At 65.1% G+C, this 25,618-nt stretch carries 26 protein-coding genes; 14 read left to right on the forward strand and 12 right to left on the reverse strand.

Features of this window, described 5'->3' with window-relative positions:
• Positions 1-447 precede the first annotated feature (447 nt).
• Complete coding sequence (locus tag EVJ50_RS06780) at positions 448-1,908, forward strand: amidase (protein WP_191964898.1); 1,461 nt, start codon at positions 448-450, stop codon at positions 1,906-1,908.
• Positions 1,909-2,130: 222 nt separating this feature from the next.
• Complete coding sequence (locus EVJ50_RS06785) at positions 2,131-3,657, forward strand: porin (RefSeq protein ID WP_150883110.1); 1,527 nt, start codon at positions 2,131-2,133, stop codon at positions 3,655-3,657.
• A gap of 291 nt (positions 3,658-3,948) precedes the next feature.
• On the opposite strand, the gene EVJ50_RS14580 is transcribed toward EVJ50_RS06785, so the two are convergent.
• The 6 genes from EVJ50_RS14580 to psbD all read right to left on the reverse strand — a co-directional run bounded on the left by EVJ50_RS14580 (position 3,949) and on the right by psbD (position 10,984).
• Positions 3,949-4,098 (reverse strand): DUF3104 domain-containing protein, encoded by a 150-nt coding sequence (locus tag EVJ50_RS14580; RefSeq protein WP_191964899.1) that lies wholly within the window; start codon positions 4,096-4,098, stop codon positions 3,949-3,951.
• Positions 4,099-4,385: 287 nt separating this feature from the next.
• Positions 4,386-7,076: a calcium-binding protein gene (locus EVJ50_RS06800; protein WP_150883115.1), complete on the reverse strand. Its 2,691-nt coding sequence runs from the start codon at positions 7,074-7,076 to the stop codon at positions 4,386-4,388.
• 601 nt (positions 7,077-7,677) lie between these two features.
• The gene (locus EVJ50_RS06805; RefSeq protein ID WP_150883116.1) at positions 7,678-8,097 is read right to left on the reverse strand and encodes a thermonuclease family protein; all 420 of its coding nucleotides are present in this window, start codon (positions 8,095-8,097) and stop codon (positions 7,678-7,680) included.
• Complete coding sequence (locus EVJ50_RS06810) at positions 8,094-8,297, reverse strand: hypothetical protein (protein ID WP_150883117.1); 204 nt, start codon at positions 8,295-8,297, stop codon at positions 8,094-8,096. Before EVJ50_RS06810 ends, EVJ50_RS06805 begins: the two co-directional genes overlap by 4 nt.
• A gap of 259 nt (positions 8,298-8,556) precedes the next feature.
• On the reverse strand, positions 8,557-9,945 hold the full coding sequence (gene psbC / locus EVJ50_RS06815) for a photosystem II reaction center protein CP43 (RefSeq protein WP_150883118.1): 1,389 nt from the start codon (positions 9,943-9,945) through the stop codon (positions 8,557-8,559).
• Positions 9,929-10,984 (reverse strand): photosystem II D2 protein (photosystem q(a) protein), encoded by a 1,056-nt coding sequence (gene psbD / locus EVJ50_RS06820; RefSeq protein ID WP_006041823.1) that lies wholly within the window; start codon positions 10,982-10,984, stop codon positions 9,929-9,931. Before psbD ends, psbC begins: the two co-directional genes overlap by 17 nt.
• Positions 10,985-11,126: 142 nt before the next feature.
• Between psbD and EVJ50_RS06825 the strand changes: the two genes are divergently transcribed.
• Together EVJ50_RS06825 and EVJ50_RS06830 are read left to right on the forward strand one after the other, a co-directional pair.
• On the forward strand, positions 11,127-11,723 hold the full coding sequence (locus EVJ50_RS06825) for a photosystem I assembly protein Ycf4 (protein WP_150883120.1): 597 nt from the start codon (positions 11,127-11,129) through the stop codon (positions 11,721-11,723).
• A 43-nt stretch (positions 11,724-11,766) separates the two neighbouring features.
• Entirely contained in the window at positions 11,767-12,480 is a 714-nt protein-coding gene (locus EVJ50_RS06830; RefSeq protein ID WP_150883122.1) for a peptidylprolyl isomerase, read from the forward strand.
• 18 nt (positions 12,481-12,498) lie between these two features.
• On the opposite strand, the gene ilvN is transcribed toward EVJ50_RS06830, so the two are convergent.
• The gene (ilvN, locus tag EVJ50_RS06835) at positions 12,499-13,029 is read right to left on the reverse strand and encodes an acetolactate synthase small subunit (RefSeq protein WP_150883123.1); all 531 of its coding nucleotides are present in this window, start codon (positions 13,027-13,029) and stop codon (positions 12,499-12,501) included.
• A 28-nt stretch (positions 13,030-13,057) separates the two neighbouring features.
• A complete protein-coding gene (locus EVJ50_RS06840; RefSeq protein WP_225323125.1) occupies positions 13,058-14,041 on the reverse strand; it encodes an alpha/beta fold hydrolase in 984 nt (327 codons plus the stop codon).
• Here EVJ50_RS06840 and EVJ50_RS06845 point away from each other — a divergent pair.
• From EVJ50_RS06845 to EVJ50_RS06865, 5 genes are all read left to right on the forward strand, one after another.
• A complete protein-coding gene (locus EVJ50_RS06845) occupies positions 14,034-15,236 on the forward strand; it encodes a N2,N2-dimethylguanosine tRNA methyltransferase (protein ID WP_150883124.1) in 1,203 nt (400 codons plus the stop codon). The two genes, EVJ50_RS06840 and EVJ50_RS06845, sit on opposite strands and share 8 nt — an antisense overlap.
• A 25-nt stretch (positions 15,237-15,261) precedes the next feature.
• On the forward strand, positions 15,262-15,360 hold the full coding sequence (gene petM, locus EVJ50_RS06850; protein ID WP_150883126.1) for a cytochrome b6-f complex subunit PetM: 99 nt from the start codon (positions 15,262-15,264) through the stop codon (positions 15,358-15,360).
• A 56-nt stretch (positions 15,361-15,416) separates the two neighbouring features.
• Entirely contained in the window at positions 15,417-16,379 is a 963-nt protein-coding gene (locus tag EVJ50_RS06855; RefSeq protein WP_150883128.1) for an NAD(P)H-binding protein, read from the forward strand.
• A gap of 146 nt (positions 16,380-16,525) precedes the next feature.
• Entirely contained in the window at positions 16,526-16,744 is a 219-nt protein-coding gene (locus tag EVJ50_RS06860; RefSeq protein WP_150883130.1) for a hypothetical protein, read from the forward strand.
• Positions 16,745-16,803: 59 nt separating this feature from the next.
• Entirely contained in the window at positions 16,804-17,625 is an 822-nt protein-coding gene (locus tag EVJ50_RS06865) for a methyltransferase domain-containing protein (protein ID WP_150883132.1), read from the forward strand.
• Here EVJ50_RS06865 and EVJ50_RS06870 read toward each other — a convergent pair.
• A complete protein-coding gene (locus EVJ50_RS06870; protein ID WP_370455620.1) occupies positions 17,573-18,196 on the reverse strand; it encodes a pseudouridine synthase in 624 nt (207 codons plus the stop codon). The two genes, EVJ50_RS06865 and EVJ50_RS06870, sit on opposite strands and share 53 nt — an antisense overlap.
• Positions 18,197-18,423: 227 nt before the next feature.
• Here EVJ50_RS06870 and infA point away from each other — a divergent pair, with 227 nt between their 5' ends.
• A complete protein-coding gene (gene infA / locus EVJ50_RS06875) occupies positions 18,424-18,690 on the forward strand; it encodes a translation initiation factor IF-1 (protein WP_010310444.1) in 267 nt (88 codons plus the stop codon).
• A 17-nt stretch (positions 18,691-18,707) separates the two neighbouring features.
• Here the strand turns inward: infA and trxB are convergent, their stop codons facing one another.
• The 3 genes from trxB to EVJ50_RS06890 all read right to left on the reverse strand — a co-directional run bounded on the left by trxB (position 18,708) and on the right by EVJ50_RS06890 (position 21,537).
• Positions 18,708-20,090, reverse strand: coding sequence for a thioredoxin-disulfide reductase (gene trxB / locus EVJ50_RS06880; protein ID WP_150883136.1), 1,383 nt, complete (start codon positions 20,088-20,090; stop codon positions 18,708-18,710).
• Positions 20,091-20,310: 220 nt separating this feature from the next.
• Positions 20,311-20,541 (reverse strand): hypothetical protein, encoded by a 231-nt coding sequence (locus EVJ50_RS06885; RefSeq protein WP_150883138.1) that lies wholly within the window; start codon positions 20,539-20,541, stop codon positions 20,311-20,313.
• A gap of 99 nt (positions 20,542-20,640) precedes the next feature.
• On the reverse strand, positions 20,641-21,537 hold the full coding sequence (locus EVJ50_RS06890; protein ID WP_150883140.1) for an NAD(P)-dependent oxidoreductase: 897 nt from the start codon (positions 21,535-21,537) through the stop codon (positions 20,641-20,643).
• A 120-nt stretch (positions 21,538-21,657) separates the two neighbouring features.
• Between EVJ50_RS06890 and EVJ50_RS06895 the strand changes: the two genes are divergently transcribed.
• The 4 genes from EVJ50_RS06895 to EVJ50_RS06910 are packed head-to-tail and all read left to right on the forward strand — an operon-like array spanning position 21,658 to position 25,610.
• Complete coding sequence (locus EVJ50_RS06895; protein WP_150883142.1) at positions 21,658-22,800, forward strand: Re/Si-specific NAD(P)(+) transhydrogenase subunit alpha; 1,143 nt, start codon at positions 21,658-21,660, stop codon at positions 22,798-22,800.
• Positions 22,800-23,108 carry an NAD(P) transhydrogenase subunit alpha gene (locus EVJ50_RS06900; RefSeq protein WP_191964900.1) on the forward strand — a complete coding sequence of 103 codons (309 nt, stop codon included), beginning with the start codon at positions 22,800-22,802 and terminating at the stop codon, positions 23,106-23,108. Before EVJ50_RS06895 ends, EVJ50_RS06900 begins: the two co-directional genes overlap by 1 nt.
• Positions 23,108-24,562 (forward strand): NAD(P)(+) transhydrogenase (Re/Si-specific) subunit beta, encoded by a 1,455-nt coding sequence (locus EVJ50_RS06905; protein WP_150883146.1) that lies wholly within the window; start codon positions 23,108-23,110, stop codon positions 24,560-24,562. Before EVJ50_RS06900 ends, EVJ50_RS06905 begins: the two co-directional genes overlap by 1 nt.
• Positions 24,563-24,581: 19 nt before the next feature.
• On the forward strand, positions 24,582-25,610 hold the full coding sequence (locus tag EVJ50_RS06910) for an alpha/beta fold hydrolase (protein ID WP_370455622.1): 1,029 nt from the start codon (positions 24,582-24,584) through the stop codon (positions 25,608-25,610).
• Positions 25,611-25,618: the final 8 nt, after the last annotated feature.

A 25,618-nucleotide genomic window follows, 5' to 3' on the forward strand; every position in this document is an offset into this window, starting at 1 on the left:
CTGCCGCATCCCCCAAATGAAGGATATGGGGACTGAGCTTGTTACAGGTGGCTACTGGACTTCTCAGCCTCGGCCTCTGACTCCACCACAGCCTCCGCAGCGTTGGCTCGGCTACGGCGGTTGGAAGCCACGAACAGCATCTAGCCCACTAAGACGTGGGCTAATCCAGCACTCCCGCGTACCACCCGAGGCGCTCTCTTCCCTCATGCACTTCGTCCTTGGGATACATTCAGTGCATCAGCGCCTTAGGGAGCTGCTCTGCTGAACATGTCGTAAGAGACGACATCCTGTGGAGCCTCACAGCGGTCGTCAGTCAAGTCTTTGCCTGCCTACCGTATGCTACTCAGACTCAATGAGGCGAATCACAAGATGGCGACCCGTAGGGAATTTGGACGTCTTGGCCTGGGAGCACTAACCCTTGCAGTAGCGTCGAACACAGGAATACGAATGGGAAGGGCTCAGACGCTTACCGAAGAATCCATTATTTATTTGCCTGCCTCTGAGCTGATCTCACTCTTCAAGTCCAAAGAGCTATCGCCAGTCGATCTCCTAAAAGCCCAGATTGACCGCTATCAGTCAGTCAACGAGCTGATCAACTGTGTTACTTACACACACTTCGAATCGGCGATGAAGCAAGCGAGGCAATCAGAAGAAAGATACCTAAGGGGAACTGCTAGACCACTCGAAGGAATCACAGTGGGGGTCAAAGACGAGCATCATGATGCTGGCTGGATCATGACGCAGGGATCGATCTTAGAGAAGGATAGCCGACAGGACTCGGCGGATCCTGTAGTTCAGAAACTCAAGCAGTCAGGTGCTGTCTTACCCATTCAGACGACAGTCCCCGAGTTCTATCTCAATGCGGTGACCTGGACACGTCTCTGGGGTGTCTCACGCTGTCCATGGAATCTCAAGTACACAGTCGGCGGCTCCTCCGGTGGCTCCGGCGGAGCACTTGCAGCAGGAATGTGCACACTCGCAACAGGATCGGATATGGGAGGTTCCATCCGACTACCATGCGCATACAACGGTCTTTATGGATTTAAGCCACCATTTGGGCGGTTTCATAGCGATCTCCCACTTTCATACTTCGCAGGAAGCGGGCCAATGGCGAGAACATTTCAAGACATGATAAGCCTCTACAACGTCATCTCTGGCCCTGACAAGTACAGCCCGAATACCTTGCCCAAAGAGGACTTGCCATATAACTATCCCAACATTCGGGGGACAAGGATTGCCTACTCACAAGGACTAGGTCTTGCCGAGCCGGATACAGATACTCAACGCATGATGCAGAAAGCAATTGCTGTTCTGCGATCTGCAGGAGCAGTTGTAGATGAGGTTGATATCAATCCAGGCTACAGAGTCGAGGATACAACCGAGCTGTTCGTTAAAGGAGCATTAGGTGGGGCGATGGGGGGGTGGCTTGCTGATATGGCTGATCGTAGTGATGAAATGACAACCTATGCCGCTTCGTTCGTGAAAAAGGCCGCAAGTGGCAAGTATGGGAATCAAGCAGTCTATGAGTATGAACGCTTCGTCAACTCTTTTCACTCCCGAGTTGTTGACACGGTCTTTGGCAACGGTTATCAGGCTCTGATCATGCCGTCCCTCATTACCTCTCATGTACCTGCAGACTACGACTTGACGAAAGGTGGGTTTATGATGAACGGCAGCGAACTCTACAGTGGCTTTATCTTTGCCTATACGGCACCTTGGAACTTTTTGAACTGGTATCCAGTCGTCAATGTTCCAACAGGTCTTACAGCCCAAGGAATGCCCTCCGGGATGCAGATTATTGGCAGCCCGTACAGAGACTCCACAGTCATGCAGATCGCACACTCATATGCCGCTTTAGCCAATCCTCTATTTGTCGGCGATCGAGTGCCTGAATTCAAGAATGCATAACCCGTGAATCTCACTCACGGGTACAACGTGTGCCACTCGCCAGGATGCCATTCCTTAGGGCTTAACATCATCTTTTTGACTTCTCATGTACAGGGTCGGCAATAGCAGGTTCCGTTAGACTGATCCCCTTCCCCCCTTGGATCGAATTGGGATCGAACGCATCATTCTTGCGTCACTATGCGTACGATAATCGGATCACAAGAGTTCAAAGGACGGCAGAGCTTGCTCCTTGAGAGCGTGATGCTCCTTCTTGCAAGCAGCGTTATGGGGGTATTGATATCAGCTAAATCCTTTGCTCAACCGGCTGAGACCATTACTGGGCAACGCTTCTTGGCTTTTAATCGAAGTCATCAGGTCATCTACTTAAATGAGTTGCTCAGAGGGCAGAGTACCCTTGTTGATGCTTGTGCGCCCGATCTGACACGCGAAGCTCTTGCTGCTTACCTTGAGGGATGGATTCAGTCTAATCCTATTAGCTTGTCGCGCCCCGTGAACGTAAGTTTGCAACGGGCTCTGGATCAACGCTGCCACAACCACCCGCAACCAACTGGCGTTGACACCTCATCGTCCTTGTGGTCTTTACCTGATAGTAGAGCCACAGAAGTCTCTACTGCAAGTACGAGATTTCCAGCGCCATTCTCAGCGAGTACTACGCTTGGCCAATCAGTCGCAGATCCAAACCAACCACTACTACCAGAATTCCCAAGACTGAGTGGGATCGTCAAGCTAGGGCTGATCAACCAAACAAGCTTCTCTCGGTCTGAAAGTGAGAATAACTATAATGATCTCTTTGCTGACTCTACGCTTGCCGCCAGTCTTTTCCTGAGTCCTGAGATCTATTTCTATGGTGCTGTGCGGTATCTTCCACTCGTCTTTCCGCCAAGTCCACGGCGCGATCGAGTCTTCGAGGACCAGGCTCTGATTATTGGCGCATTGAATCTAAACTATGAGAACGACAACTTCCTTCTGAGTGCCGGCAAGGGCACAACTTTCTTCTCCACAGCGTTTCGATCGGCGCCTGGTATCTGGGGTAGAGATGTCGCAGAACGTTTCGTTCGAGTGCCGGTCCGAAACGGCCTGCTAGCTAGTGGCAAGCTCACTACTTCGAATGTGGGTAATCATGCGTTAACCGGTGGTGTCTTCTATCTTGACACAAGCCCCTTAAGCAAACCCCTTCTCTCAGATTTCCCAAAGCCAGAGTTGGAAGGTGGTGGTCCTAGCAACACGGGTGACCTCAGCTCCTTCTTTGTGGTCCTAGATTCAAGTTCCTTTTCCCAGGCTCCAGGACTGCGTACCCACTTCGGGTTCATGAAGCAACGCGTCAACCGCATTCAACCGCGAGCCCTGCCATTCCCCACTCCTGCGAATGAGATTGCAGATGAGTACCGAGGCGTTGTGTCGGCCCAATGGCCATTAGAGCTGGGAGAAGACCAACGTATCACTCCGTTTGTCGAGTATGCGCGCATCACTAACTCTGGAGGTCTGCGAGACAGTACTCGGGACGTCATGACTGCTAGCGTTCAGTACTTTGCGGGCCAATGGAATGTGGCTATTGCGTCATCACTTTGGCGTGACAATAATCCAGGTCAAGCCAAAACCACTAACACTCAGATTCAGCTTTCAGGAGGTTACACATTCGATTCTGGCTTGAGCGTTGACATTGGGTATCGCTACCTCGATTCTTCAGATCTCGGCTTGAGAGATACTCATGCTGCTGGGATATGGATGCAATATCAACTTGGTTTCTGATTCGACGACCTGATGTGGATGCTTCATTAGACGCCTCCCACCACTGAGATCTGAAGCATTGCAAGCCGCTTCTGAGAACGGCCTCCTGCCAATGAGCAAGAGCGGCACCGGCAACCCCGAGTTCAGGGCCAGATTCGGCAAGCGGGCTTCCATGGGCTGGGACTGCCCTCTCGGCCTGTATCTACGAGTAGCTTTACCCACCGGCTGAACCACAGCCACCAAAGCGTCGGCGCTGAGCGTCTTCACCAGGCCGGTGTCCACATCCGCCACCTGGAAGTAGTTGTTGTCCGGTCAACGGGCACCGCCTTCGGCATGGATCACCAGCCCGATCCATTCGGCAGTGAACGGCTCCGGGTCGTCGATCAGCACGGTGTCACCGACCTGCACCCGGAGGAAGGCGGCAGGGTCTGCCTGGCGGAGCGGGTCAGTCGGGGACGGCACCAGCGGATCACGGGGAGCTGCATCCTGCCGCCAGCCCGCAGTGCACTCGGCATCCAAGAAGACTGACAGCCGGTATTCGTAATGCCCGGGAAGCCGGGTCACACGGCACTGGGTCGGGTCGCTGGTTGGGTGGCCCGGCCTTTCTGTCGCGCAGCACAGGCACGGGCTCGTGGTGGCCTGGACAAGCGCGTGACGGAGGGAGTCCACTCACCCCTGTGCCCGTGCATGACAAAGCCCCCGGGCTGACGGCCTAGGGGCAGGAATGAGTTGAAGCTGAGGGGGACTGATCAGACGATCACCACCGATTGCTCGCTCACGAGCTGATCAGCAGACACTCCGGTGAAGGTGGTGGTGCCGAAGTCAGTGACCAGCTGAGCGTCGGAGCCGGACTGGACGATGGAATAGCTGGTATCAGCCTGGATGTGGAACAGATCACCGTGCTCGAAGCTGAAGCCAGAGATGACGTCGTTCCCAGCGGACCAGAGGAAGGCGTCGGCAGCCTCTGTCCCGGTGATGAAGTCGTCACCAGCGGTGCCGGTGATGGGATCGACAGGTGTCGAATCCGCATCCAGCAGGATCGGCGTGCTGGGATCTTGCACGTTCGCAGCCGGTCCTGCATTGATCTGCGACCAGGGGTCATCCGCAAGAGGGTCAAAGCCCGACACGACTGTGATGCCTCCCTCGTAAGCGCGAAACTCGTCAACAGAGATGCCGATCAGATCAATGCGTTGGAAGTGTGTTCCATAGGCGTAGATGGAGGTGTTGGAGGGGTTCCCGCCGTGTCCCTCTTTGATTGTAAAGCTATCAATCATTTGCGAAGGATCGATAACCACCGTATCGCCATCAGCGATGCTGAAATCGACGACCGTTGCGTAGCCATCACTCAACACAAAGGCATCGGCTCCATCCCCTCCCAGTAGCTCATCCGAGCTGCCGTAGGTGAAGAAGCCGCCCTGAAGGATGTCACGGCCAGTACCACCATGGAGCTGATTGTTGACTCCAGAGCCGATCAGAACATCATCCCCAGCCAAGCCGTAGACACTGCTATTAGCCGACTGAGCCACTAGTACATCATCCCTCCCCGTACCACCGACAGCAGAATCAACGTCGATGGCGGTGCCATCGGCATCAATGACGCGGATGCCTGTGAGGGGATCGAAGGAGCTGCCGCTCTGATCATTGAGAATCGCGATCAGGTCACCGCCACTGGAGGCGATTGTTCGGTTCCCATCGGCGTCCACATTCGAGATCAGAAGGTCCGGCATGCCCTCCGCAAAGCTGTAGGCGTCGGCGAGGATCTCGATGCTGTCCTCCCCGGTGGCATCCTCGATGGTGTTGCTACCGCCGCTGAGCACGAAGGTGTCGACACCACCACGACCGGCGAGGATGTCATCGCCCTCGCCGCTGGTGAAGATGTTGTCGTTGTCATCACCGCGGATGACGTCGTCGAACATGCTGCCGGTGATGTTCTCAATATCGAACAGCTGGTCTTCAAATGGCTGAGCATTGCTTCGATCCGCCATGGTTCCGTGTTTGACGTTGAAGTAGGTGCCGGAGTTGCCGTTACTCCAGCTGACGGTGCTGGTGTCAGCCATATCGACCGTGATCCCAAAGGCACGTCGGTTGCCGGCGAGGTCGTAGTGGTAGTAGGCGGTGTCGTTGCCTTCGCCGCCGTGGAGCTGGTTGTTGCCGCCCCCACCCATCAGGATGTCGTCCCCCCCGAAGCCGTATAGCCTGACGCCGTGATCGTCCGGTGATTCCGGCTGCCAGGACTCGGTGGAGAAGCCGGCGATCACCTCGGCGCCGTTGGTGCCAGTGAGATGATTGATGTTAATCAGCCCACTTGCCTCCAAAAGAGGAGCACCCACTGCACCCAAGGCCGCCATTTTGTTCTGGCCGAGCCAGCCGAGGTCGGCGGAGACAGGTTTCTCCAGAGTCTCCAGCTGCGCGCCTGTGGCCACCGCATCGTTGGCGCCATCGAGATAGAGGTAGCTGCGCTGGATGGAATTGAGCAGGGCAGCGCTCAGATCGCGGTCGCTGAGGGAGCCGTAGGCGTTGCCGAGCTGATCCTTGACCTCATCGAGGTTGAGGGTCACATCGAGGAGGGGTGTGGCGATGTTCCGCTGGCTGACGAAGAACCCGAAGCCCTGCTGGGGGTCCTTGGCCTCGAAGCTGAGGCGGGTTTCGTTCTCCGGCACCAGATCAATGATCACCACGTCCTCCAAGGGGTTAAAGTCAGTGATGATCTGCGACTTCTCCGGTGCGGGGATGTCCATGGTGAGAGATGGAGGCGTCCAGTCAAACTGGTCATACGTCGGCGAAACGTATCCTGAAATCTTGCCAGCGGCAGAGGACAGAAACCCGACCATGTCCCCAACCACAGGGGTATAGGAGGCAATATCCAGCCCCCAGTCGCGCACCTCCACGGTCCAGTCGGTCTGTTGGTGATATTCGCTGAACGAGCCTGGATTGAACTCGTAGGTCAGCATCTGCTGCGCGAAGGTGCTCATGATGAAGGTGTCTGAACCTGAGCCTCCTTCAAGAATATTCTGATCGTATTCCAGGTCATCGTGACTGCCTGTGTGCTTCCCCAACCCGTCAACCCAGATCACGTCATTACCCTCACCTCCACTCACTGTGTCGCTTCCATAGCCCGTGATGACCAGATCATCTCCTCCACCTCCAATCATTACGTCGGAGCTATAGCCAAGGCCGTCACCCCTGCGCTCATAGCCAAAGATAGTTTCGGCACTGGCCTCATTCCAGATCTTGTCGTTGTCGCCACTGAAGAGCCTCCAGTTGACGATTGTGTCAGATCCGTTGCCGCCCTCCAAAGTGCTATTGTATCCAAATCCGCGATCTTGGGCGACAATTATTGCGTTGTGATCCCCGTCGATCCAGATGTGCTGATCATTACTGAATGATCCCACAATTGTCGGATCGCCGGATGCAGCCCCCTCGTCGACCACGCGAAGCATCTGCCCACGCTCGAAATGGCTATACTTTCCAGCCGCAGTCACCGTTGTAGCGTCATCTACTTCGCGTGAAGTGCTGAGAGGGTCTTCCGCGTCTTTATGCACTACCTGATCCCCCGTGTCAGCTGGCCCATGCGCAGATGGCTGGGGTGGCAATCCGTAATTCGATTCTCCTTGGCCAGAGATCTCAAGTCCAGGATCTGCACTGTTGAGAGGATCTTCGACGTGCGAACTAACCCTCAGCGATCCAGAAGCTGAATCAACCGCGTGCTCACTGCTTTGCCGGACCGCAGGACTGATGATTGTGTTGCCCATTGATCTGCCTCCATGAATGAATGAATAACCGACCAGGGCATGCCGTTATCCCAGTTCACGAAGAACCGTCGTCACTACAGTCGCCCTGTCACTTCATGCTCCGCCTCATTCACAGGCACCGCATCCTTCATCTGAAGGATACGGGGGGAGAACCCTACAAATGAAGGGGTGTGGTGCTCGTAACATGAGATCTGCCACCTCTGGCCCATCCCTCAAGCCGGGGATCTGTTGCTTCTGACTCCTCTGGACTGGAACGATTCATCAATGGGTTGCACTTTCGTGCCCCCGGTCACATGTCAGTTGCAATCCTGTTCAACCCGGCACATGACTCTCCCCGCAGCGGCGCCTCATCTGGACCAGCGGCATTGATCTCGGTAGCGGAAGTGGATCCGCGCCAGCCTCTCCTCCACCAGGCGCTTCCCACGTTCACCCCGGCCGTGGTCCAGACCTCCCCCACGGTCCGGCCGAAGCGGTCGGTAGTGAGCGGCTCCACCTGGATCCCGCTGGTGGTCAGCTGCTGCAGGCGGCGCGTGGCTGCGGCGGCGCTGGGCTGGCCCCGCTCTGGGGTGTCCATGCAGGCCAGCCGGATCCGTTCTCCACCCCGCAGCATCAGGGTGTCGCCGTCGATCACCCGTTCCACCTGTGCAGCGCCGCCGGCGCCGCAGCCCACCAGCAGGGCTGCGAGGAGGAGCTGGGCGTGGGGGGTCATGTGTAGAGGGCGGGGAAGTCCCGCCCGGGATCGGTGATCTGTTGCTTCAGGTCGAGGTCAGCGGCGTTTTCGGGGTGGTGGAGGTAGGCGGCGAGGAGCCGTGCTGCGTCCAGCACGCCGCTGCAGAAGCTCTGATGACTGATGAACACCCTGGAGTCCGCCCGGCACCCGGTCCGGTTGGCTGGGGGCGCCGTCGCCATCGTGGTTGCACCGATCCAGCACGATCATCCAGAGACGCATCCCGAAGCCCGACTGATTCAGTCCCACCTGCACACGATCTGCACACCTTTCCAGGATGTCCCGAGGAGAACCCTCTCCACGACTGAGATCTAAGCCGAGTGGAGCTTGCCAGCGAAGCAACGGCGGACTGACGCCAGAACAACGAGCGCTGCCAACAAAAAAGCCCCCTTGCGGGGGCTTGTGCGTTGCTGACGATGCAGCGTGTGCTGAACCGATGGTTCAGTCGAGATCCGGCATGGCCAGGGTGGGCTCGGCCTGACGGTCGATTCCCTTCTCGAAACCGGCAGCAGCGGCGCGGGCGCGACCGGCGTGCCAGAGGTGACCCACCAGGAAGAAGAAGGCCAGCACGAACTGCGTGGCGGCCAGCCACTGGCGGATGTTCACGAAGTTGACCGAGTTGGGCTCCGTGATGATGCCGCCCACCGAGTTGAGGGAGGCATTGGGGGCGTGGGTCATGTATTCAGCTGCGCGGCGCACCTGCCAGGGCTGAATGTCGTTCTGGAGCTTGTCGAGGCTCAGGCCGTTGGGACCACGCAGGGGCTCCAGCCAGGGGCCGCGGAAGTCCCAGAAGCGCATGGTCTCACCGCCGAAGATGATCTCACCGGTGGGTGAACGCATCAGGTACTTGCCCAGACCGGTGGGGCCCATGGCCGAACCGATGTTGGCGCCGAGGCGCTGGTCACGCACCAGGAAGGTGAAGCTCTGGGCCTGGGAGGCTTCGGCGTTGGTGGGGCCGTAGAACTCCGAGGGATAGGCGGTGTTGTTGAACCAGATGAAGGCCGAGGCGATGAAGCTCATGAAGCTCAGAGCGCCGAGGCTGTAGCTCAGGTAGGCCTCACCATTCCAGATGAAGGCACGGCGCACCCAGCCGAAGGGCTTGGTGACCACGTGGTAGATGCCACCGAAGATCAGGATCAGGCCGAGCCAGATGTGGCCGCCGATGATGTCTTCCATCGAGTTGACCCCGATGATCCAGCCCTCGCCACCGAAGGGAGCGCGGAACAAGTAGCCGAAGATCACACCCGGATCGAGGGTCGGGTTGGTGATCAGACGCACGTCGCCGCCACCGGGTGCCCAGGTGTCGTAGACGCCGCCGAAGAACATGGCCTTGAACACCAGCAGCAGTGCACCCACACCGAGAAGGATGAGGTGGTAACCGATGATGTTGGTCATCTGGTTCTTGTCGCGCCAGTCCTGGGAGAAGAACGTGGAGTAGTTCTCCAGAATTTCAGGACCACGCAGAGCGTGATACAGACCGCCCACGCCGAGAACGGCGGAGCTGATCAGGTGCAGCACACCGACCACGAAGAAGGGGTAGAGGTCGGTGACCTCACCGCCTGGGCCGACGCCGTAGCCGAGGGTGGCCACGTGGGGGAACAGGATCAGGCCCTGCTCGTACATCGGCTTGTCGAAGGTGAAGTGGCTCACCTCGAAGAGCATCATGGCTCCGGCCCAGAAGACCATCAGACCGGCGTGGGCGACGTGAGCACCCAGAAGACGGCCGGACAGATTGATCAGTCGGGCGTTACCAGCCCACCAGGCATAGCCGGTGGAGTCGAGGTCTTTGCCGCCGACGGCGACAAGACCGGGATTAAAGGGCGTTTCCACGGGGCAGAACCTCTTCAGGGAAGACGAAGTTTTCGTGCGGTTGGTCCGCTGGTGCCATCCAGGCACGCAGACCTTCATTCAGCAGAATGTTCTTGGTGTAGAACGTCTCGAACTCAGGATCCTCTGCTGCACGGATCTCCTGCGACACGAAGTCATACGCACGCAGGTTCAGCGCCAGACCGATGATCCCGATCGAGCTCGTCCACAGGCCCATCACAGGCACGAACAGCATGAAGAAGTGCAGCCAGCGCTTGTTCGAGAACGCAATCCCGAAAATCTGGCTCCAGAAACGGTTGGCCGTCACCATCGAGTAGGTCTCCTCCTCCTGCGTCGGCTCGAACGCCTTGAAGGTGTTGGCCTGCTCGCCGTCCTCGAACAGCGTGTTCTCCACCGTGGCTCCGTGGATCGCGCACAACAGCGCGCCACCCAGAATGCCGGCCACGCCCATCATGTGGAACGGGTTCAGCGTCCAGTTGTGGAAGCCCTGCAGGAACAGCAGGAAGCGGAAAATCGCCGCCACGCCGAAGCTCGGCGCGAAGAACCAGCTGCTCTGGCCCAGCGGATACATCAGGAACACGCTCACGAACACCGCGATCGGGCCTGAGAAGGCAATCGCGTTGTACGGGCGGATGCCCACCAGACGGGCAATCTCGAACTGACGCAGCATGAAGCCGATCAGCGCGAAGGCGCCGTGCAGCGCCACGAAGGCCCACAGGCCTCCCAGCTGGCACCAGCGCACAAAATCGCCCTGGGCCTCAGGGCCCCAGAGCAGCAGCAGGCTGTGGCCCATCGCGTCGGCCGGTGTGCTCACCGCCGCGGTCAGGAAGTTGCAACCCTCCAGGTACGACGACGCAATTCCGTGCGTGTACCAGGAGGTCACGAAGGTCGTGCCGGTCAGCCAGCCGCCGATCGCCAGGTAGGCGGTCGGGAACAGCAGGATGCCGGACCAGCCGACAAAAACAAAGCGGTCGCGCTTCAACCAGTCATCGAGGACGTCAAACCATCCCCGCTGTGGCGCGCGCCCTACAGCGATCGTCATGAGTGAAACGGTGCGGAAAACCCGCGGGCTGTGGGATACCGAGCGACCTTAACAACCGTGACAGGGACGACGCGGCCGTGCCGTGACAGCTGACATCGCTTGTAGTGCAGCGGCCGTCAGGGTTCGCTGTCGCTCGGTCAGGATGCCGCTGTTCTCCTCTGCTTCTCGCCCCGTGTCCTCCTCCCCGACACTGGCCTCCGATCCCAGCCAGACGCTGCTGGAGACCCGTGTGATCGGGTCGCGGCGCCTCTCCAACGTGCTGGTGGCCTCGATGGTGAGCATCGGCGGCATCGGCTTTCTGCTGGCCTCCCTCTCCAGCTACCTCGGCCGCGACCTGCTGCCGGTGGGCCAGCCCTCCCACCTGATCTGGATCCCTCAGGGGCTGGTGATGGGGCTGTACAGCATCGCCGCGGCCCTGCTGGCCACCTATCTGTGGTCGGTGATCGCCATCGATGTGGGATCCGGCACCAACCGCTTCGATCGCAGCGCCGGACTCCTCACCGTGCGGCGCCGCGGCTTCCGCCAGTGGATCGAGGTGGAGGTGGCCCTCCCCGATGTGCTCGCGGTGAAGGTGGAGGTGCGCGACGGCTTCAATCCCAGACGCCGCGTCAGCCTCCGCATCCGCGGCCGGCGCGACCTGCCCCTGACCCGGGTGGGTGAGCCGCTGCCCATCGCCGATCTGGAACGGGACGGCGCCCAGCTGGCCCGCTTCCTCTCCGTGCCTCTCGAAGGTCTCTGAACCACCGGCCCTTCCATACCTGCCCCGCTCCGGCTTCACCCCCATGCCCTCACTGACGCTCCGATGGTCCGCCCTGCTGCCGGCGCTCCTCTCGCTCACCCTCAGCCTCGGGGCCGCCGGCTGCGCCCAGATTCCCTCCTCGGCTGAGAGCGGCTGCTCCAGCAGTGCCGCCCCCTGTCTGGACGGCCAGGCGCTGGTGGAGCTGGACACCGAGCGCGGCACGATCCGGGTGCTGCTGCGCGGCGAGGAGGCTCCCCTCACGGCGGGCAACTTCCTCGATCTGGTGCAGCGCGGCGTCTACGACGGCACGGTGTTCCACCGGGTGGTGCGGGACCCGGCTCCCTTCGTGGTGCAGGGCGGCGATCCGGCCAGCAAGGACCCGTCGGTGCCGCCGGAGCGCTACGGAACCGGCAGCTTCATCGATCCGGACACGGCCCAGCCGCGGCTGATCCCGCTCGAGGTGAGCCTGGAGGGCGAGGAGCAGCCCCGCTACGGCGAGATCGTGGCCGGCGCAGATCAGGCCCGCCAGCTGAGGCTGACCCATGAGCGCGGCGCGGTGGCCATGGCCCGCTCGCAGGATCCCAATTCGGCCAGCGCCCAGTTCTATGTGGCCCTGCAGCCACTTCCCGAACTCGATGGCCGCTACGCGGTGTTCGGTGAAGTGGTGGAGGGGATGGATGTGGTGGATGCCATCCAGCAGGGCGACCGGATCACGGCCACACGGGTGATCGAAGCCCCGGCGCCGGCCGCGGACTGAGCCCTTCCGCCGGCTGGCTCAGGCGGGCACCCGCTTGGTGCCCGCGGTGACCTTGAGCAGCTCGGTGTTCACACCCGAAGCCCGCTCGAGTGCCACCTTGCCGGTGCGGGCGATCTCAAGAATGCCGAAGGGAGCCATCAGCCGCTCCAGGGCCACCAGCTTGCCCGGATCCCCCACCACTTCCAGGGTCACGGCGTCATCGGCCACATCCACCACCTTGGCCCGGAACACATGCACCAGATCGAAGATGGCGCTGCGGCTCTCGGGGCTGGCCGCCACCTTGAGCAGCATCAGCTCCCGCTCCACGGCGGGAATGCTGGTCAGGTCCACCACGGTGAGCACGTTGATCAGCTTGTCGAGCTGCTTGGTCACCTGCTCGAGGGCGTGATCGTCGCCCTCCACCACCATCGTCAGCCGGGAATGGCCCCAGCTCTCGGCCGGACCCACCGCCAGGCTGTCGATGTTGAAGCCCCGCCTGGAGAACAGACCGGCGATCCTGCTGAGGGCACCGGACTCGTCCTCCACCAGCACCGAGAGGGTGTGCTTCATGCCGCTGGCTCGCCGTTGCGCAGGAGGGTCAAGTATCTGCCACCGGCAGACGCTGCAGCCACGGCTCCAGCTCCCGCAGCACGGCGCCCGGCACGTCGTCGTGCAGGCAGTGGCCGCCGTCGAGAAGCGCCAGCCGGCATGGACCGCCCGCCAGCCCCTCCACCTTCGGAGCCAGCATCGGTGGCACCAGCCTGTCGCGGCGTCCCCAGAGCAGCAGCAGCGGACAGCGCAGCCGGGGCAGCAGCGACGGCGCGGTGGCCCACCTGGGCCTGAGGGTCATCCCGATCGTCATGCCCCGCAGGGCGGCGGCCGCCGTGCGGCGTGAGGCCGGCCGCGCGATCAGGTGCCGCAGCGGCCGGTCCCGGCCCACCGGACGGCTGTAGGCCGACTGGAGACCCAGATCGAGCAGCGGGGTGCGCACGATCACCGGCAGCAGCAGCTCGAGCGGCAGCAGCCGCAGCAGCGTGCGCACCAGGCAGCGGCCCAGTCGGCGGATGCGGCGGCGGCCCGGACCGGGTCGGCGCTGCCGGATCGCGGAGCGCCGCGGCGGCTGCACCAGGGCCGGATCGGGCAGCGGCGCGGCCACCAGCCCCCGCACCCGCGCCGGGGCCAGAACGGCCGTGGTGAGCCCCACCAGAGCCCCGAGGGAATTGCCCATCAGCACCACCGGCGCGGGCTGCTCCGGCTGGATCACCTGCCGCAGGAAGGCGGCCACCTGCCAGCCCCAGAGCCGGTTGTCGAGCGGGCGGGCCGGCTGGCTGGAGCCGCCGAAACCGATCAGATCGAGGGCGAACACCCGCCAGCCCATCGCCGCCAGCGGCGGCGCCAGAGCCCGCCAGTGGCCGCTGGAGGCGCCGAAGCCGTGGAGCAGCAACAGCGCCGGCCCGCCCACCGGTCCCAGGCAGCGCCAGGGCACCTGCCAGCCCCGCCACTGCCACAGCGCCGCCTCACCCCAGTCGATGGGGGCGTCAGCAGGCTGAGGGGACACCGATTCCACGACTCCGTTGGGCACCGTCCCTCCGCCTCGCTGCGACGACACACGTGAGGCCGACTATCGCGAAGGCGCCGCCCGCCTGCGGCTCGGCCCCGGCTTCTTCCAGCCGGACTCGCGCACGGCCCGCGATCTGACCGTGCTGCTCTGCGCCAGGCTCGGGGCCGGAGGGCCGGTCCGGATGCTCGATCTGATGAGCGGCTGCGGCATCCGGGCCCTGCGCTGCGGCCTGGAGGCCGGCGGCGGCATTCAGGAGATCTGGGCCAACGACGGCGACGCAGACCGCCTGGAGCTGATCCGCCGCAACCTGGCCCCGCTGCGGCAGGTCTGGCTGCAGGAGCAGGCGGGTCGCCGGCTGCGCTGCACGGCGTTGCCGGCCCACGATCTGCTGGCCCATTGCCGCCTGAAACGCCACCGCTTCGATCTGGTGGATCTCGATGGCTTCGGCAGCATCAGCGATCTCGTGCCCGCGGTGCTGCCGGTGCTGGCCTTCGGCGGCGTGCTGGTGCTCACCAGCAGCGACGGGCGCTCCCCCACCGGTCACGACCGGATCGGTGCCGTGCGGCATCACCTGGCGGCGGCGCGGGCCCACCCCTGCAGCTGGGAGATCGCCCTGCGGCTGCAGCTGGCCCTGATCGCCCGCAGCGCCTGGGCGATGGGGCACGACCTGGAACCCCTGCTCCAGATCAGCGACGGTCGCACCTTTCGCAGCGCGGTGCGGCTGCGGCGGCGGCTGGATCCCGCCAGCACCCGCCGGGTGGGATTGCTGGGCCGCTGCGATGCCTGCGGCGACCAGCAGCTGCAGCCGCTGCTGCGCCTGAACCGCTGGCCGGCCTGCTGCTGCAGCCAGCCGGGCCGGTCGCTGGCCGTGAGCGGGCCGCTCTGGCTCGGTCCGCTGCAGAACACCGAGCTCTGCCGGGAGCTGCTGGAGCTGGCCGATGCGAGGCCGTCGGCGGGCGGACCTCAGATCACGCGCGCGACACGGCGTCAGCTGCAGCGGCTGACGGAGGACCCGGGTCTGCCCGCCCTCTGCTGGTCGCTGGCGGAGCTGGGCCGGCGCATCGGCGGCGGCCCGCCGCCCCAGCAGCGGCTGCTGGAGCGGCTGCGGCAGCTGGGGCACCGGGCATCGGCCAGCGCGATCGCCCCGGGCCGCTTCCGCACCGAAGCCCCCTGGCCCGAGGTGCTGCGTGCCGCACGCGACCTGAGCGACGTTTAATGGGTGCTCCCGACCGCGCATCGCCTTGGCCTCCGAAATCTTCGGCACCGCCGCCCTCTTCTGGGTGCTGATCCCCGTGGGCCTGCTGGGCGGAGCCCTGCTGCTGAAGCTCCAGAAGGACTGAGCGCTCTCGCCGCATCTGGACCGAGTTCTAGGCTCGCCGCTGGCACGGAAGAGGCGATGCAGGTTCTGGTGGTTGGCGCGACCGGCACTCTCGGTCGCCAGATCGCCCGAACCGCTCTGGATCAGGGTCACAGCGTGCGCTGCATGGTGCGCACTCCCCGCAAGGCCGCCTTTCTGCAGGAGTGGGGCTGCGAGCTGACCCGGGGCGATCTGCTGGAACCCGACAGCCTCGACTACGCACTCGAGGGCCAGGAGGCGGTGATCGACGCGGCCACCAGCCGCCCCAGCGACTCCCTCAGCATCTACGACATCGACTGGGACGGGAAGCGCAATCTGCTCAGGGCCTGCGCGAAGGCCGGCGTGGCTCGCTTCGTCTTCCTCTCGCTTCTGGGGGCGGATCAGCACCGCTCCATCCCCCTGATGGACATCAAGCACTGCACCGAGCAGCTGCTGATGGCCTCCGGTTTCGACTACACGATCCTGCGGGGTGCCGCGTTCATGCAGGGCGTGATCGGCCAGGTGGCCATCCCGGTCCTCGAAAGCCAGACGGTGTGGGTCAGCGGCACGCCCACACCGATCGCCTACATGAACACTCAGGACATGGCCCGCTTCGCCGTGGCGGCCCTGGAACGGCCGCAGACGGTGCGTGGCGCCTTCCCGGTGGTGGGGCCGCGGGCCTGGAACACCGGTGAGGTTGTGCAGCTGTGCGAACAGCTGAGCGGACGCAGCGCCCGCGTCTTCCGCGTGCGGCCCTTCCTCATCCGGTTGATGCAGTCGCTGGCGTCCTTCTTCGAGCCGGCGGTGAACATCGCCGAGCGTCTCGCCTTCGCCGAGGTCACCGGCGGCGGCCAACCGCTGGATGCTCCGATGCAGGAGAGCTACGAGGCTTTCGGTCTCGATCCGGCCGAGACCACCGATCTGCGCGCCTACCTCAAGGAGTACTACGACACGATCCTCAAGCGGCTGCGCGAGATGGAGGCCGATCTCGACAAGGACGCCAAGAAGAAGCTGCCCTTCTGAGGGGCGCCCGAGAGACAGGGGGGCCGAGACGCAGCGGGGCGCTCACCCTCAGGCACCACACCTTCAGGGTCGACCAACACCCGACCGGATCGACTCGGCATTGATACACCAGAACTATCATCACGACAGTCAGCCTCACGCGGCCCATGTCCATCGCTCAGATCAAGAACCTCCGGCGGCGGCTCGACAACCTGGAGCAGGAGGCCGGTGGCGCCCTGACCCGCCTCTGCGGCCACGACCTCTGGCACAGCCTCGGCTTCGACGCTTTCGACGGCCTTGAGGATCCCGGCCTGCGGGCCCAGGCGAACTACTACTACGGTCAGCTTCAGGTGGTGCGCGAACTGCAGGCGACGCTCGGGGCCTGATCCGTTCCGCCCATCCGCCGGTACCTCCTCCCGATCCCCCGACCTCCTCTCTGCCACCGATGGCCCTCGATTCCACCGCAGCAGCAGCCACCTCCGCCGACCTGGATCAGACCCTGGCGGTGCAGGAGCGTTACGGCGCCGCGGCCCAGGAGCAGGAGGCCTGCCTCTGCTGCGCGGTGGAGTTCGACCCCGCCCTGCTCGATGTGATTCCGGCCGAGGTGGTCGAACGCGACTACGGCTGCGGCAACCCCACCCGCTGGGTGAGCAGCGGCGACACGGTGCTGGATCTGGGCAGCGGCAGCGGCAAGAACGCCTTCATCTGTGCCCAGATCGTGGGGGCCGGAGGGCGGGTGATCGGCATCGACCGCAACCACGACATGCTCGACCTGGCCCGGGGGGCCGCTCCCCAGGTCGCCGCCCGCCTCGGCTACGCGAATGTGGCGTTTCGCGAGGGCGCCATCGAGGATCTCTCCGCCCCCACACCGGATGGCACGCCGCTGGTGGCCGATGCCAGCGTCGATGTGGTGCTGAGCAACTGCGTGCTCAACCTGGTCAATCCCGCGGCCCGGGGCCAGCTGCTGCGCGAGATCCGGCGGGTGCTGCGCCCGGGCGGGCGGGTCGCCATCAGCGACATCGTCAGCGACCGGGAGGTGCCCCTGGCCCTCCAGCACGACCCGGACCTCTGGAGCGGCTGCATCAGCGGCGCCTGGCAGGAGGACGCGTTCCTGGCCGATTTCAGGGCTCTGGGCTTCGAGGACGTGACCTACGCCGATCGCAGCGACACGCCCTGGAAGGTGGTGGAGGGGATCTCCTTCCGCTCGGTGACCCTCACCGGAGCCCTCCCCGGCGGCGCCGCCGCCCGCTCCGGCTGCTGCGGCTGAGGGCTGACGGCGCCTGAAGCAGCCGCTCCAGGCGGCGGGTCTCCGCCGGCGTGACCGGGCGCCAGCACCCCGGCGCCAGATCACCGAGGACCAGGGGCGGTTCACCATCCATCAGATCGATCGCATGGCGCACGAGCCGCAGGGTGGGATGCCCCACGGCGGCGGTCATGCGCCGGATCTGGCGGTTGCGGCCCTGCCGCAGCGCGATGCCGAGCCAGTCGGTCGGCTGGTGCCGGCGGAAGCGAATCGGCGGATCGCGCGCCGGCAGCGGTGGCGGCGGAATCCTGGTGACGCGCGCCGGCAGGGTGCGCTCACCGCGCACGGTCACGCCTCGGCGCAGACGATCGAGCGCGGGCGGCTCCGGACAACCCTCCACCTGCACCCAGTAGTGGCGCCAGTGGCCGAGGCGGGGATCGGTGAGGCGGTGCTGGAGCCGGCCGCGATCGGTGAGGAGCAGCAGGCCCTCCGAGTCCGCATCGAGACGGCCCGCGGGGTAGACATCTGGCACCGACACCAGGTCGGACAGGCAGCTCCAGCGGCTTCCGGGCTCGGGGCTGAACTGGCTGATCACCCCGTAGGGCTTGTGCAGAAGGAGTGTGGGCAGGGAACCGGCGCCTCAGCGGGCCTCGCTCTGGCTGGTCCGGTAGAGATTGACCACGCCGATCGAGATCAGCAGCAGGCCGATGTCCATCGAGAGCGGGGGCAGGATCATGGGCGTCGAACACGGAAACGGCCGCCAGACCCTACAAGCGGGCGCCTGGATACGATGGATCGGTACTTCAGACAACGCCTGCGCGCATGATCGAAACCTCCGGTGTGATCGAGAAGGAGCAGGGAAACGGCTTCTATCTCGTCACCCTCGAGCAACCGGCGGGTCACCAGTGCCTCTGCCGCGCGGCAGGCAAGCTCACGAAATTCCGCATCAAGCTGCTGGCCGGTGACAAGGTGCTGGTGGAGATCAGCCCCTACGACCTCAGCCGCGGACGGATCACCTACCGCGAACGCAACGCCAACGCCGGACCCAGGCCGGGGGGCAACCGCCCCGGCGGGCCCCGGCGTCGCTGAGTCCGGCCCGGGCGGCCTCAGAGCAGCGCCTCGATGGCATCCCGGAAGGCGCTGCGCTGTTTTACCCCCTTCCACTGCTGCTTCAGGGCCTTGTCCATGAACAGCTGCACCGTGGGTGTGCCGCTCACCCCGGCCTGCTCGGCGATGGCCTGATCGGCCTCGATGTCGATCTCGACCCCCTGGGCCTGGCCGCCCAGCTCCGCCAGCACCCGCTTCAGCTGCGGCTTGAGCACGTGGCAGGGCCCGCAGGTGGGTGAGGTGTAGACCACAAGCAGGGGCTTGTCGCTGTCGTGATACAGCTTGCGCAGCGCATAGCTGCCCTTCTGCCAGGAGGCCTCCGGATCGAAGGTCTCCTCGGTGGCGGCGGGCTTGCTGGTCGGGGTCTCGGCCGGAGCGGGGTCCGCCTGCCGGCGCTCGATCGTGGTGGCCAGGCCGTGATGGCTGAGCCAGCGCTCGGCGGCCAGAGCCGCCTGGCAGCCGCTGCCGGCCGCCGTCACGCCCTGGCGCCATTCGGCATCGGCCACATCGCCGGCGGCGAAGACGCCCTCGAGCGAGGTTTCCGGCCGGCCGGGACGGGTGACGATGTAGCCCTTCTGATCGAGCTCCAGCTGACCGCTGAGCAGGTCGGTGTTGGGGGTGTGACCGATGGCGTAGAAGAGCCCACGCACGGGCAGGGACTGGAGGGAACCATCCCGGCGATCCCGCAGCTGCAGGGCCTCGAGCCAGGCGCCCCCCTCCACGTCGGCCACCTCCTGATGCCAGTGGATCGTGATCGCCGGGTTCATCCGCACCCGATCCGCCATGGCGGCGCTGGCCCGGAGGCGATCGGAGCGCACGATCAGGTGCACATGGCTGCCGTACTTGGTCAGGTACACCGCCTCCTCGCAGGCCGAATCACCGCCGCCCACCACGGCCAGCTCCTCGCTGCGGAACTGGGGCGTGGCTCCGTCGCAGATGGCGCAGGCGCTGATGCCCTGACTCCAGAACTGCTCCTCGTGGGGAAGCCCGAGACGGTTGGCGCTGGCGCCGGTGGCCACGATCAGAGCGTGGGTGCGGATCACCCGACCCTCCACCTCCAGGCTGTAGGGACGGCTGGAGCAGTCGATGCGGTCCGCATCGGCCTCCAGCAGCCGGGCACCCCAGCGCACCGCCTGCGCCTTCATCAGGTCCATCAGCTCGGGCCCCAGCACACCATCGGGGAAGCCGGGGAAGTTCTCCACGTGGGTGGTGGTCATCAGCTGACCGCCGGGGATGCCGCCCCGCTGGAAGCCGGTGATCAGCAGCGGGCTGAGGTTGGCCCGAGCCGCGTAGATGGCGGCGGTGTACCCGGCGGGCCCGGAACCGACGATGACCAGGTTCTCGATCGCCTCAGCGTGATCGACAGGGCGCTGCTCCCCCATGGGCCTAATGCGGAGTGACTATGAGTTGACCCTAGGGCCCCGGCCGCCCCATCCGTTGCACGACACCAACCGGGCCGACCGATCCGCTGAAGGCTCCGGCTCCATTTCAAGGGCCTCAGAGCGACGTCTTAAGAAAGGCTTCAGATTTCAGATCACGCGCTGATCGGGCCCGGGGATTCGCGGATGCTGAACCGAGGCGCAGCGAAGCGATGCAGCAGGGTCAGCCGCCAGGGGAGGGTTCCTCGGCCGAGCGACCGGTCTTCAGAGAGGGAACCATCAGCAGGGACGCCTCCAGACCGTCTGGGTCCTGACCCAGGCACAGGGTCCACTCCCGGAATTCCTGGGTGATGGCGAAGCTGTCCTCGTAGCGCTGAGCGGCATCCATCACCGCGATGCGGGTGGAGGCCCAGCAGGTGGCCACGAAGACACGGCGCTCACGGGATGCATCCATGGGGCTCAGCTCCGAGGGGGTACAGATTGGCCAGAACCGGGGTGAACCGGTCCTGCTGATTCGCAGAAGTTCGCATTCCAGGTGGCTGGGGCGATGTAGTCACGGCTGCATCCCGGCCAGCTGATGGGCGGTCAGGCCATGCAGGGCGCTGTAGTCGAGCCCCGCGGCGTCCCTGGCCGCCGGGCTCTCCAGCAGTTGCTGCAGGCCCGTGAGACCGGCGGCGTTGAGTCCGGCCTCACGGGCGGACTGAAGGAACAGGGTCAGGTCCTTGTTGAGATGGGCCAGCGGAAAGTTGGCCCCCGCGTAGTCGCCGGAGAGCATCCGCGGCAGCTTCTTGTCGAACGTGGGGGCATGGAGGGCACTGGGCCGCAACACATCCATGAACGCCTCGACGGACACGCCCGAGCGCTGCACCAGGTGGAGCGACAGACTGAAGGCGTGGGTGAGGCTGGCGATCAGCTGGTTGAGGGCCAGCTTGGCGATCAGCGCCTGACCCCAGTCCCCCAGATGCGTGGGCTGCTCGCTCAGGGCCGCCACCAGGGCGTCGGCGCGCCTGAGAGCCGCCTCCGGCCCCGCAGTCATCACCAGGAGCCGCCCCGCCAGGGCCTCGGGCTTGCTGCCCAGCACGGGAGCCTCAAGGTGCTCGCAACCCTGTTCGGCCAGCCAGCGGCCCAGGCAGCGACTCTCCTGCGGCGCGATCGTGGCGATCTGCATCAGCAGACGCCCCTTCAGAGCAGGGGCGCAGGACTCCAGCTGGTCTCGGGTGGTGGAGCCATCGCTGAGAACGCTCACCACCAACCCGGCGCTCGCCACAGCCGCGGCGGGGGTGGACGCCAGGCAAGCCCCGGCCGTCACCAGCGCCTCGGCCCGTTGCGGGGTTCTGTTCCAGACGGTGAGCGGATGGCCGCAGCTCAGCAGCCGCTGGCCGATGGCCCCCCCCAGGTGTCCGGTCCCGAGGAGTGCAACGGGTGCGGGAGCGGGGCTGGAGTGGGTCATCTCGTGCGGTGGCGGGCAGGGGCGAACCTGTTCGGATCCCCTGGCGCAGCGGGTCTGCGGGGGTGCGCCGAGGCAGGTCGTGAATACTGTCTTCGATGAGTGCCCTTGCGAGGAGGCGCGTTGCCCACGCTTTTGGTGACCAGGGAGTCGGCCGCCGGGGAGACCCGTGTGGCGGTCACGCCCGACACGGTGCGTCGCTACCAGAGCCGCGGCTTTGCGGTGAAGGTGGAACAGGGCGCCGGTGAGCGTTCCGGTTTCAGCGACCAGGCCTATGCCGCCGCCGGCGCCGAACTGGTGCCGCCGGGCCTGGACAGTGCCTGGAATGAAGCACGCGTGCTGCCGGTGGTTCAGGCGCCGCCGCTGAAGCGGCTGGCCCTGCTTCCCGAGGGCGCGCTGGTGGTGGGGTTGCTCAACCCCCACGGCAACCGGGCCCTGGTGGATGCCCTCAACCGCTCCCGCCTCTCGGCCGTGGCGATGGAGCTGCTGCCGCGCATCAGCCGGGCCCAGTCGGCCGATGCCCTCTCCTCCCAGGCGAATGTGGCGGGCTACAAGGCGGTGCTCCTGGCCGCCGCCGCCCTCGACCGCTATATGCCGATGCTGATGACAGCGGCAGGAACCGTCCAGCCGGCCCGGGTGGTGGTGCTGGGCGCCGGGGTGGCCGGGCTTCAGGCTGTCGCCACCGCCAGGCGTCTCGGTGCCGTGGTCTACGTCTCCGACATCCGGCCGGCGGTGAAGGAGCAGGTGGAGTCGCTGGGCGCCCGCTTCATCGAGCCCCCCACCCAGGAGGAGAAGCCGTCGGAATCGGGCGGCTATGCCCGCCAGGCCTCGGAAGCCTTCCTGGCGGCCCAGCGTCAGCAGCTGGCCGATCAGCTGGCCCAGGCCGACATCGCCATCTGCACCGCCCAGGTGCCCGGCCGCCAGGCACCCCGCCTGATCAGCGACGACATGCTCGAAGGCATGAGGCCGGGGTCGGTGGTGGTGGACCTGGCCGTGGCCCAGGGCGGCAACTGCGCCGGCAGTGAACCCAACACCACCGTGGCGCGCCATGGCGTGCAGGTGATCGGCGCCAACGACCTCCCCTGCACCGTGCCGCACCACGCCAGCGCCCTCTACGCCCGCAACGTGGCCACCCTGCTGGAGTCCGCCCTGAAGGAGGGGGAGCTGGTCCTGGACCTGGAGGACCAGCTCATCGGCGACTCCCTGCTCGTCCAGGACGGCAGCTGCCGCCGCGACGACATCGTTCCCCCCAATCCGCCCTCCTGATGGCTCTCAACGAACTGCTCTGGGTGCTGCTGCTGGGCAGCCTTCTCGGCCTGGAACTGATCGGCAAGGTGCCGCCCACGCTCCACACCCCGCTGATGTCGGGCGCCAATGCCATCAGCGGCATCACGGTGCTCGCCGCGCTGACCCTGATCGCCCGCGCCGGCGACCGGGTCCCCCTGCTGGTGCTGGGGGCCGTGTCCCTCGGTTTCGCGCTCTACAACGTCGTCGGCGGCTTTCTGGTCACCGACCGCATGCTGGCGATGTTCAGCCGCCGCAAGCCCGCCTCCTCCCGCTCCACCAAGTCCTGATGACCGTTTCCGTCGCGAAGATCGCCATCGATCTGGCAGCCGTTCTGCTGCTGGCCCTGGGCATCAAGGGGCTCTCCAAGGTGCGCTCGGCCCGCAGCGCCAACGGTCTGGCGGCCCTGGCCATGGGGCTGGCCGTGGTGGGTCTGCTGATCCAGGTGCAACCGCCACCGGTGGCCTGGCTCTGGATCGCGATCGGCTCCGCGGTCGGCGGCTTCCTCGGCACCCTCACCGCCCGCACGGTGGCCATGACCGCCATGCCCCAGACGGTGGCCCTGTTCAACGGCTGCGGTGGCATGTCCTCCCTGCTGGTGGCGCTGGGCGTGGCCCTGGTGCCCCAGGGCGAATCCCTGATGGCGCCGGTGGTGGAGGCCGTGTCGATCGCCATCTCGGTGCTGGTGGGGGCCATCACCTTCAGCGGCTCGATCGTGGCGATGGGCAAGCTGCAGGGCTGGCTCTCCACCCCGGCCTGGGCCCAGACCAGGGCCCGCCACGCCGTCAACATCGCCCTGGCGGTGGCCGCGCTGATCGGCCTGATCGCCACGGTGGTTCCGATCGCCGGCGGAGCCCAGGCCGACGCCACCGCTCCGATCGCCGCGCTCACCCTGCTGGTGCTGGCCTCCAGCCTGCTGGGCATCGGCGTGACCATGCCCATCGGCGGGGCCGACATGCCGGTGGTGATCTCCCTGCTCAACAGCTATTCCGGTGTGGCCGCCGCCGCCGCCGGCTTCGTGGTGGGCAGTCAGCTGCTGATCGTGGCCGGCGCCATGGTGGGCGCCGCCGGCCTGATCCTCACCAAGGTGATGTGCGACGGCATGAACCGATCGCTCGTCTCGGTGCTCTTCGGGGGAGCCCTCGGGGGCACGGCTGCCGCGTCCGGCGGCGGCGGCGAGTACACCAACATCACCTCCTGCAGCCCGGAGGAGTGCGCCCTCACCCTCGAGGCGGCCGAGCGGGTGGTGATCGTTCCCGGCTACGGCCTGGCGGTGGCCCAGGCCCAGCACGTGCTGCGGGAGGTGACCAACCTGCTGGAGCAGCACGGCGTGGCCGTGGATTACGCGATTCACCCGGTGGCCGGCCGCATGCCGGGCCACATGAACGTCCTGCTGGCTGAGGCCGACGTGCCCTACGAGCAGCTCAAGGAGATGGACGTGATCAACCCCGAGTTCCCGGCCACCGATGTGGTGCTGGTGCTCGGCGCCAACGACGTGGTCAATCCCCAGGCCAAGAAGGACCCGACCTCACCCCTCTACGGCATGCCCGTGCTCGATGTGCAGGAGGCCACCAGCGTCTTCGTGGTGAAACGGGGCATGAGTGCCGGCTACTCGGGCATCAAGAACGACCTGTTCGAGCTGACCAACACCTCGATGGTGTTCGGCGATGCCAAGGCGGTGCTCGGGACCCTGCTGCAGGAGCTGCGAGAGCTGGGCGTCGGCAAGGCTGCAGCGAAGGTCTAGGGTCCGCGATCGCACCGGCGTGGAGAGCGCCTCCTTCAGACAGGCTCTCCCCTGGCTGGGGCCTGACCTTCAGACCCTGCGGGACAGCCTGAGTCCCGAGGCGCCCTGGGAGGCCTCCAGGGGCCTGCGCCGCTCGAGCCTCCTGGCGATTCCCGTGCCTGCCACGCCCTGGCAGGTCGGCGGAGCCCTGCTCGCCCACTGGGACCGGCCGGCCGGGCCGACAAGGGCCGTGGTGCTTCTGCTGCACGGTCTCGGTGGCTGCAGCCGCAGACGGGGGGTGCGCCGGCTGGCGTCCCGCCTGCTGGAGCGGGGCTGCGCCGTGCTCCGGCTCAACCTGCGCGGGGCCGGCGAGGGCCGCGGCCTGATCGCCGGGAGCTACGCCGCCCGCTGCAGCGAGGACCTCGCACCGGTGCTGGCCGAAGCGCGGCGGATTGCCACCCATCTCGGCCGGGACGCCGGCGGAAGCCCCCTGCCCCTGCTGGGGGCCGGCCTGAGCCTGGGCGGCACGATCCTGATCCATGCCTGCCTGGACCTGAAGGGCAACCGGGGGCCCGTCCTCGATGGGCTGGTCTGCGCCAGCAGTCCCCTGGATCTGGAGCGCTGCTCCCGCTCGATCGAGCGCCCACGGAACGGCCTCTACCAGGCCTGGCTGCTGGAGCGCCTGAAGCGCCAGGCGCTCAGCGATGCGGGCGACTCCCCGCCCGAACGGGCCATTCGATCTCTGGGCTCGATCCGGGCCTTCGATGCCCTGATCACCGCACCCCGCTGGGGTCACGCCACGGTGGCCGAGTACTACCGGCGGGCGAGCCCGCTGAGGCGGCTGCAGCGGGAGGAGCCGGCCGCTCTGCCGCCCCTGCTCGTGCTGCAGGCCCGCGACGACCCCTGGGTTCCCGCAGATGGAGCCGCAGAACTGCAGGACCTGCAGGCCAAGCAGGGCCTGCCCGCCCTTGAGGTGGTGATCAGTGACCGGGGGGGCATAACGGCTTCCATTCACCGGAGGGATGCTGGTCCGATGCCCAGGTGGTGGCGTGGTTGGAGCGCTATCTAGGGTGAGGG

This window comes from Synechococcus sp. RSCCF101, assembly GCF_008807075.1.
Lineage (GTDB): Bacteria > Cyanobacteriota > Cyanobacteriia > PCC-6307 > Cyanobiaceae > RSCCF101.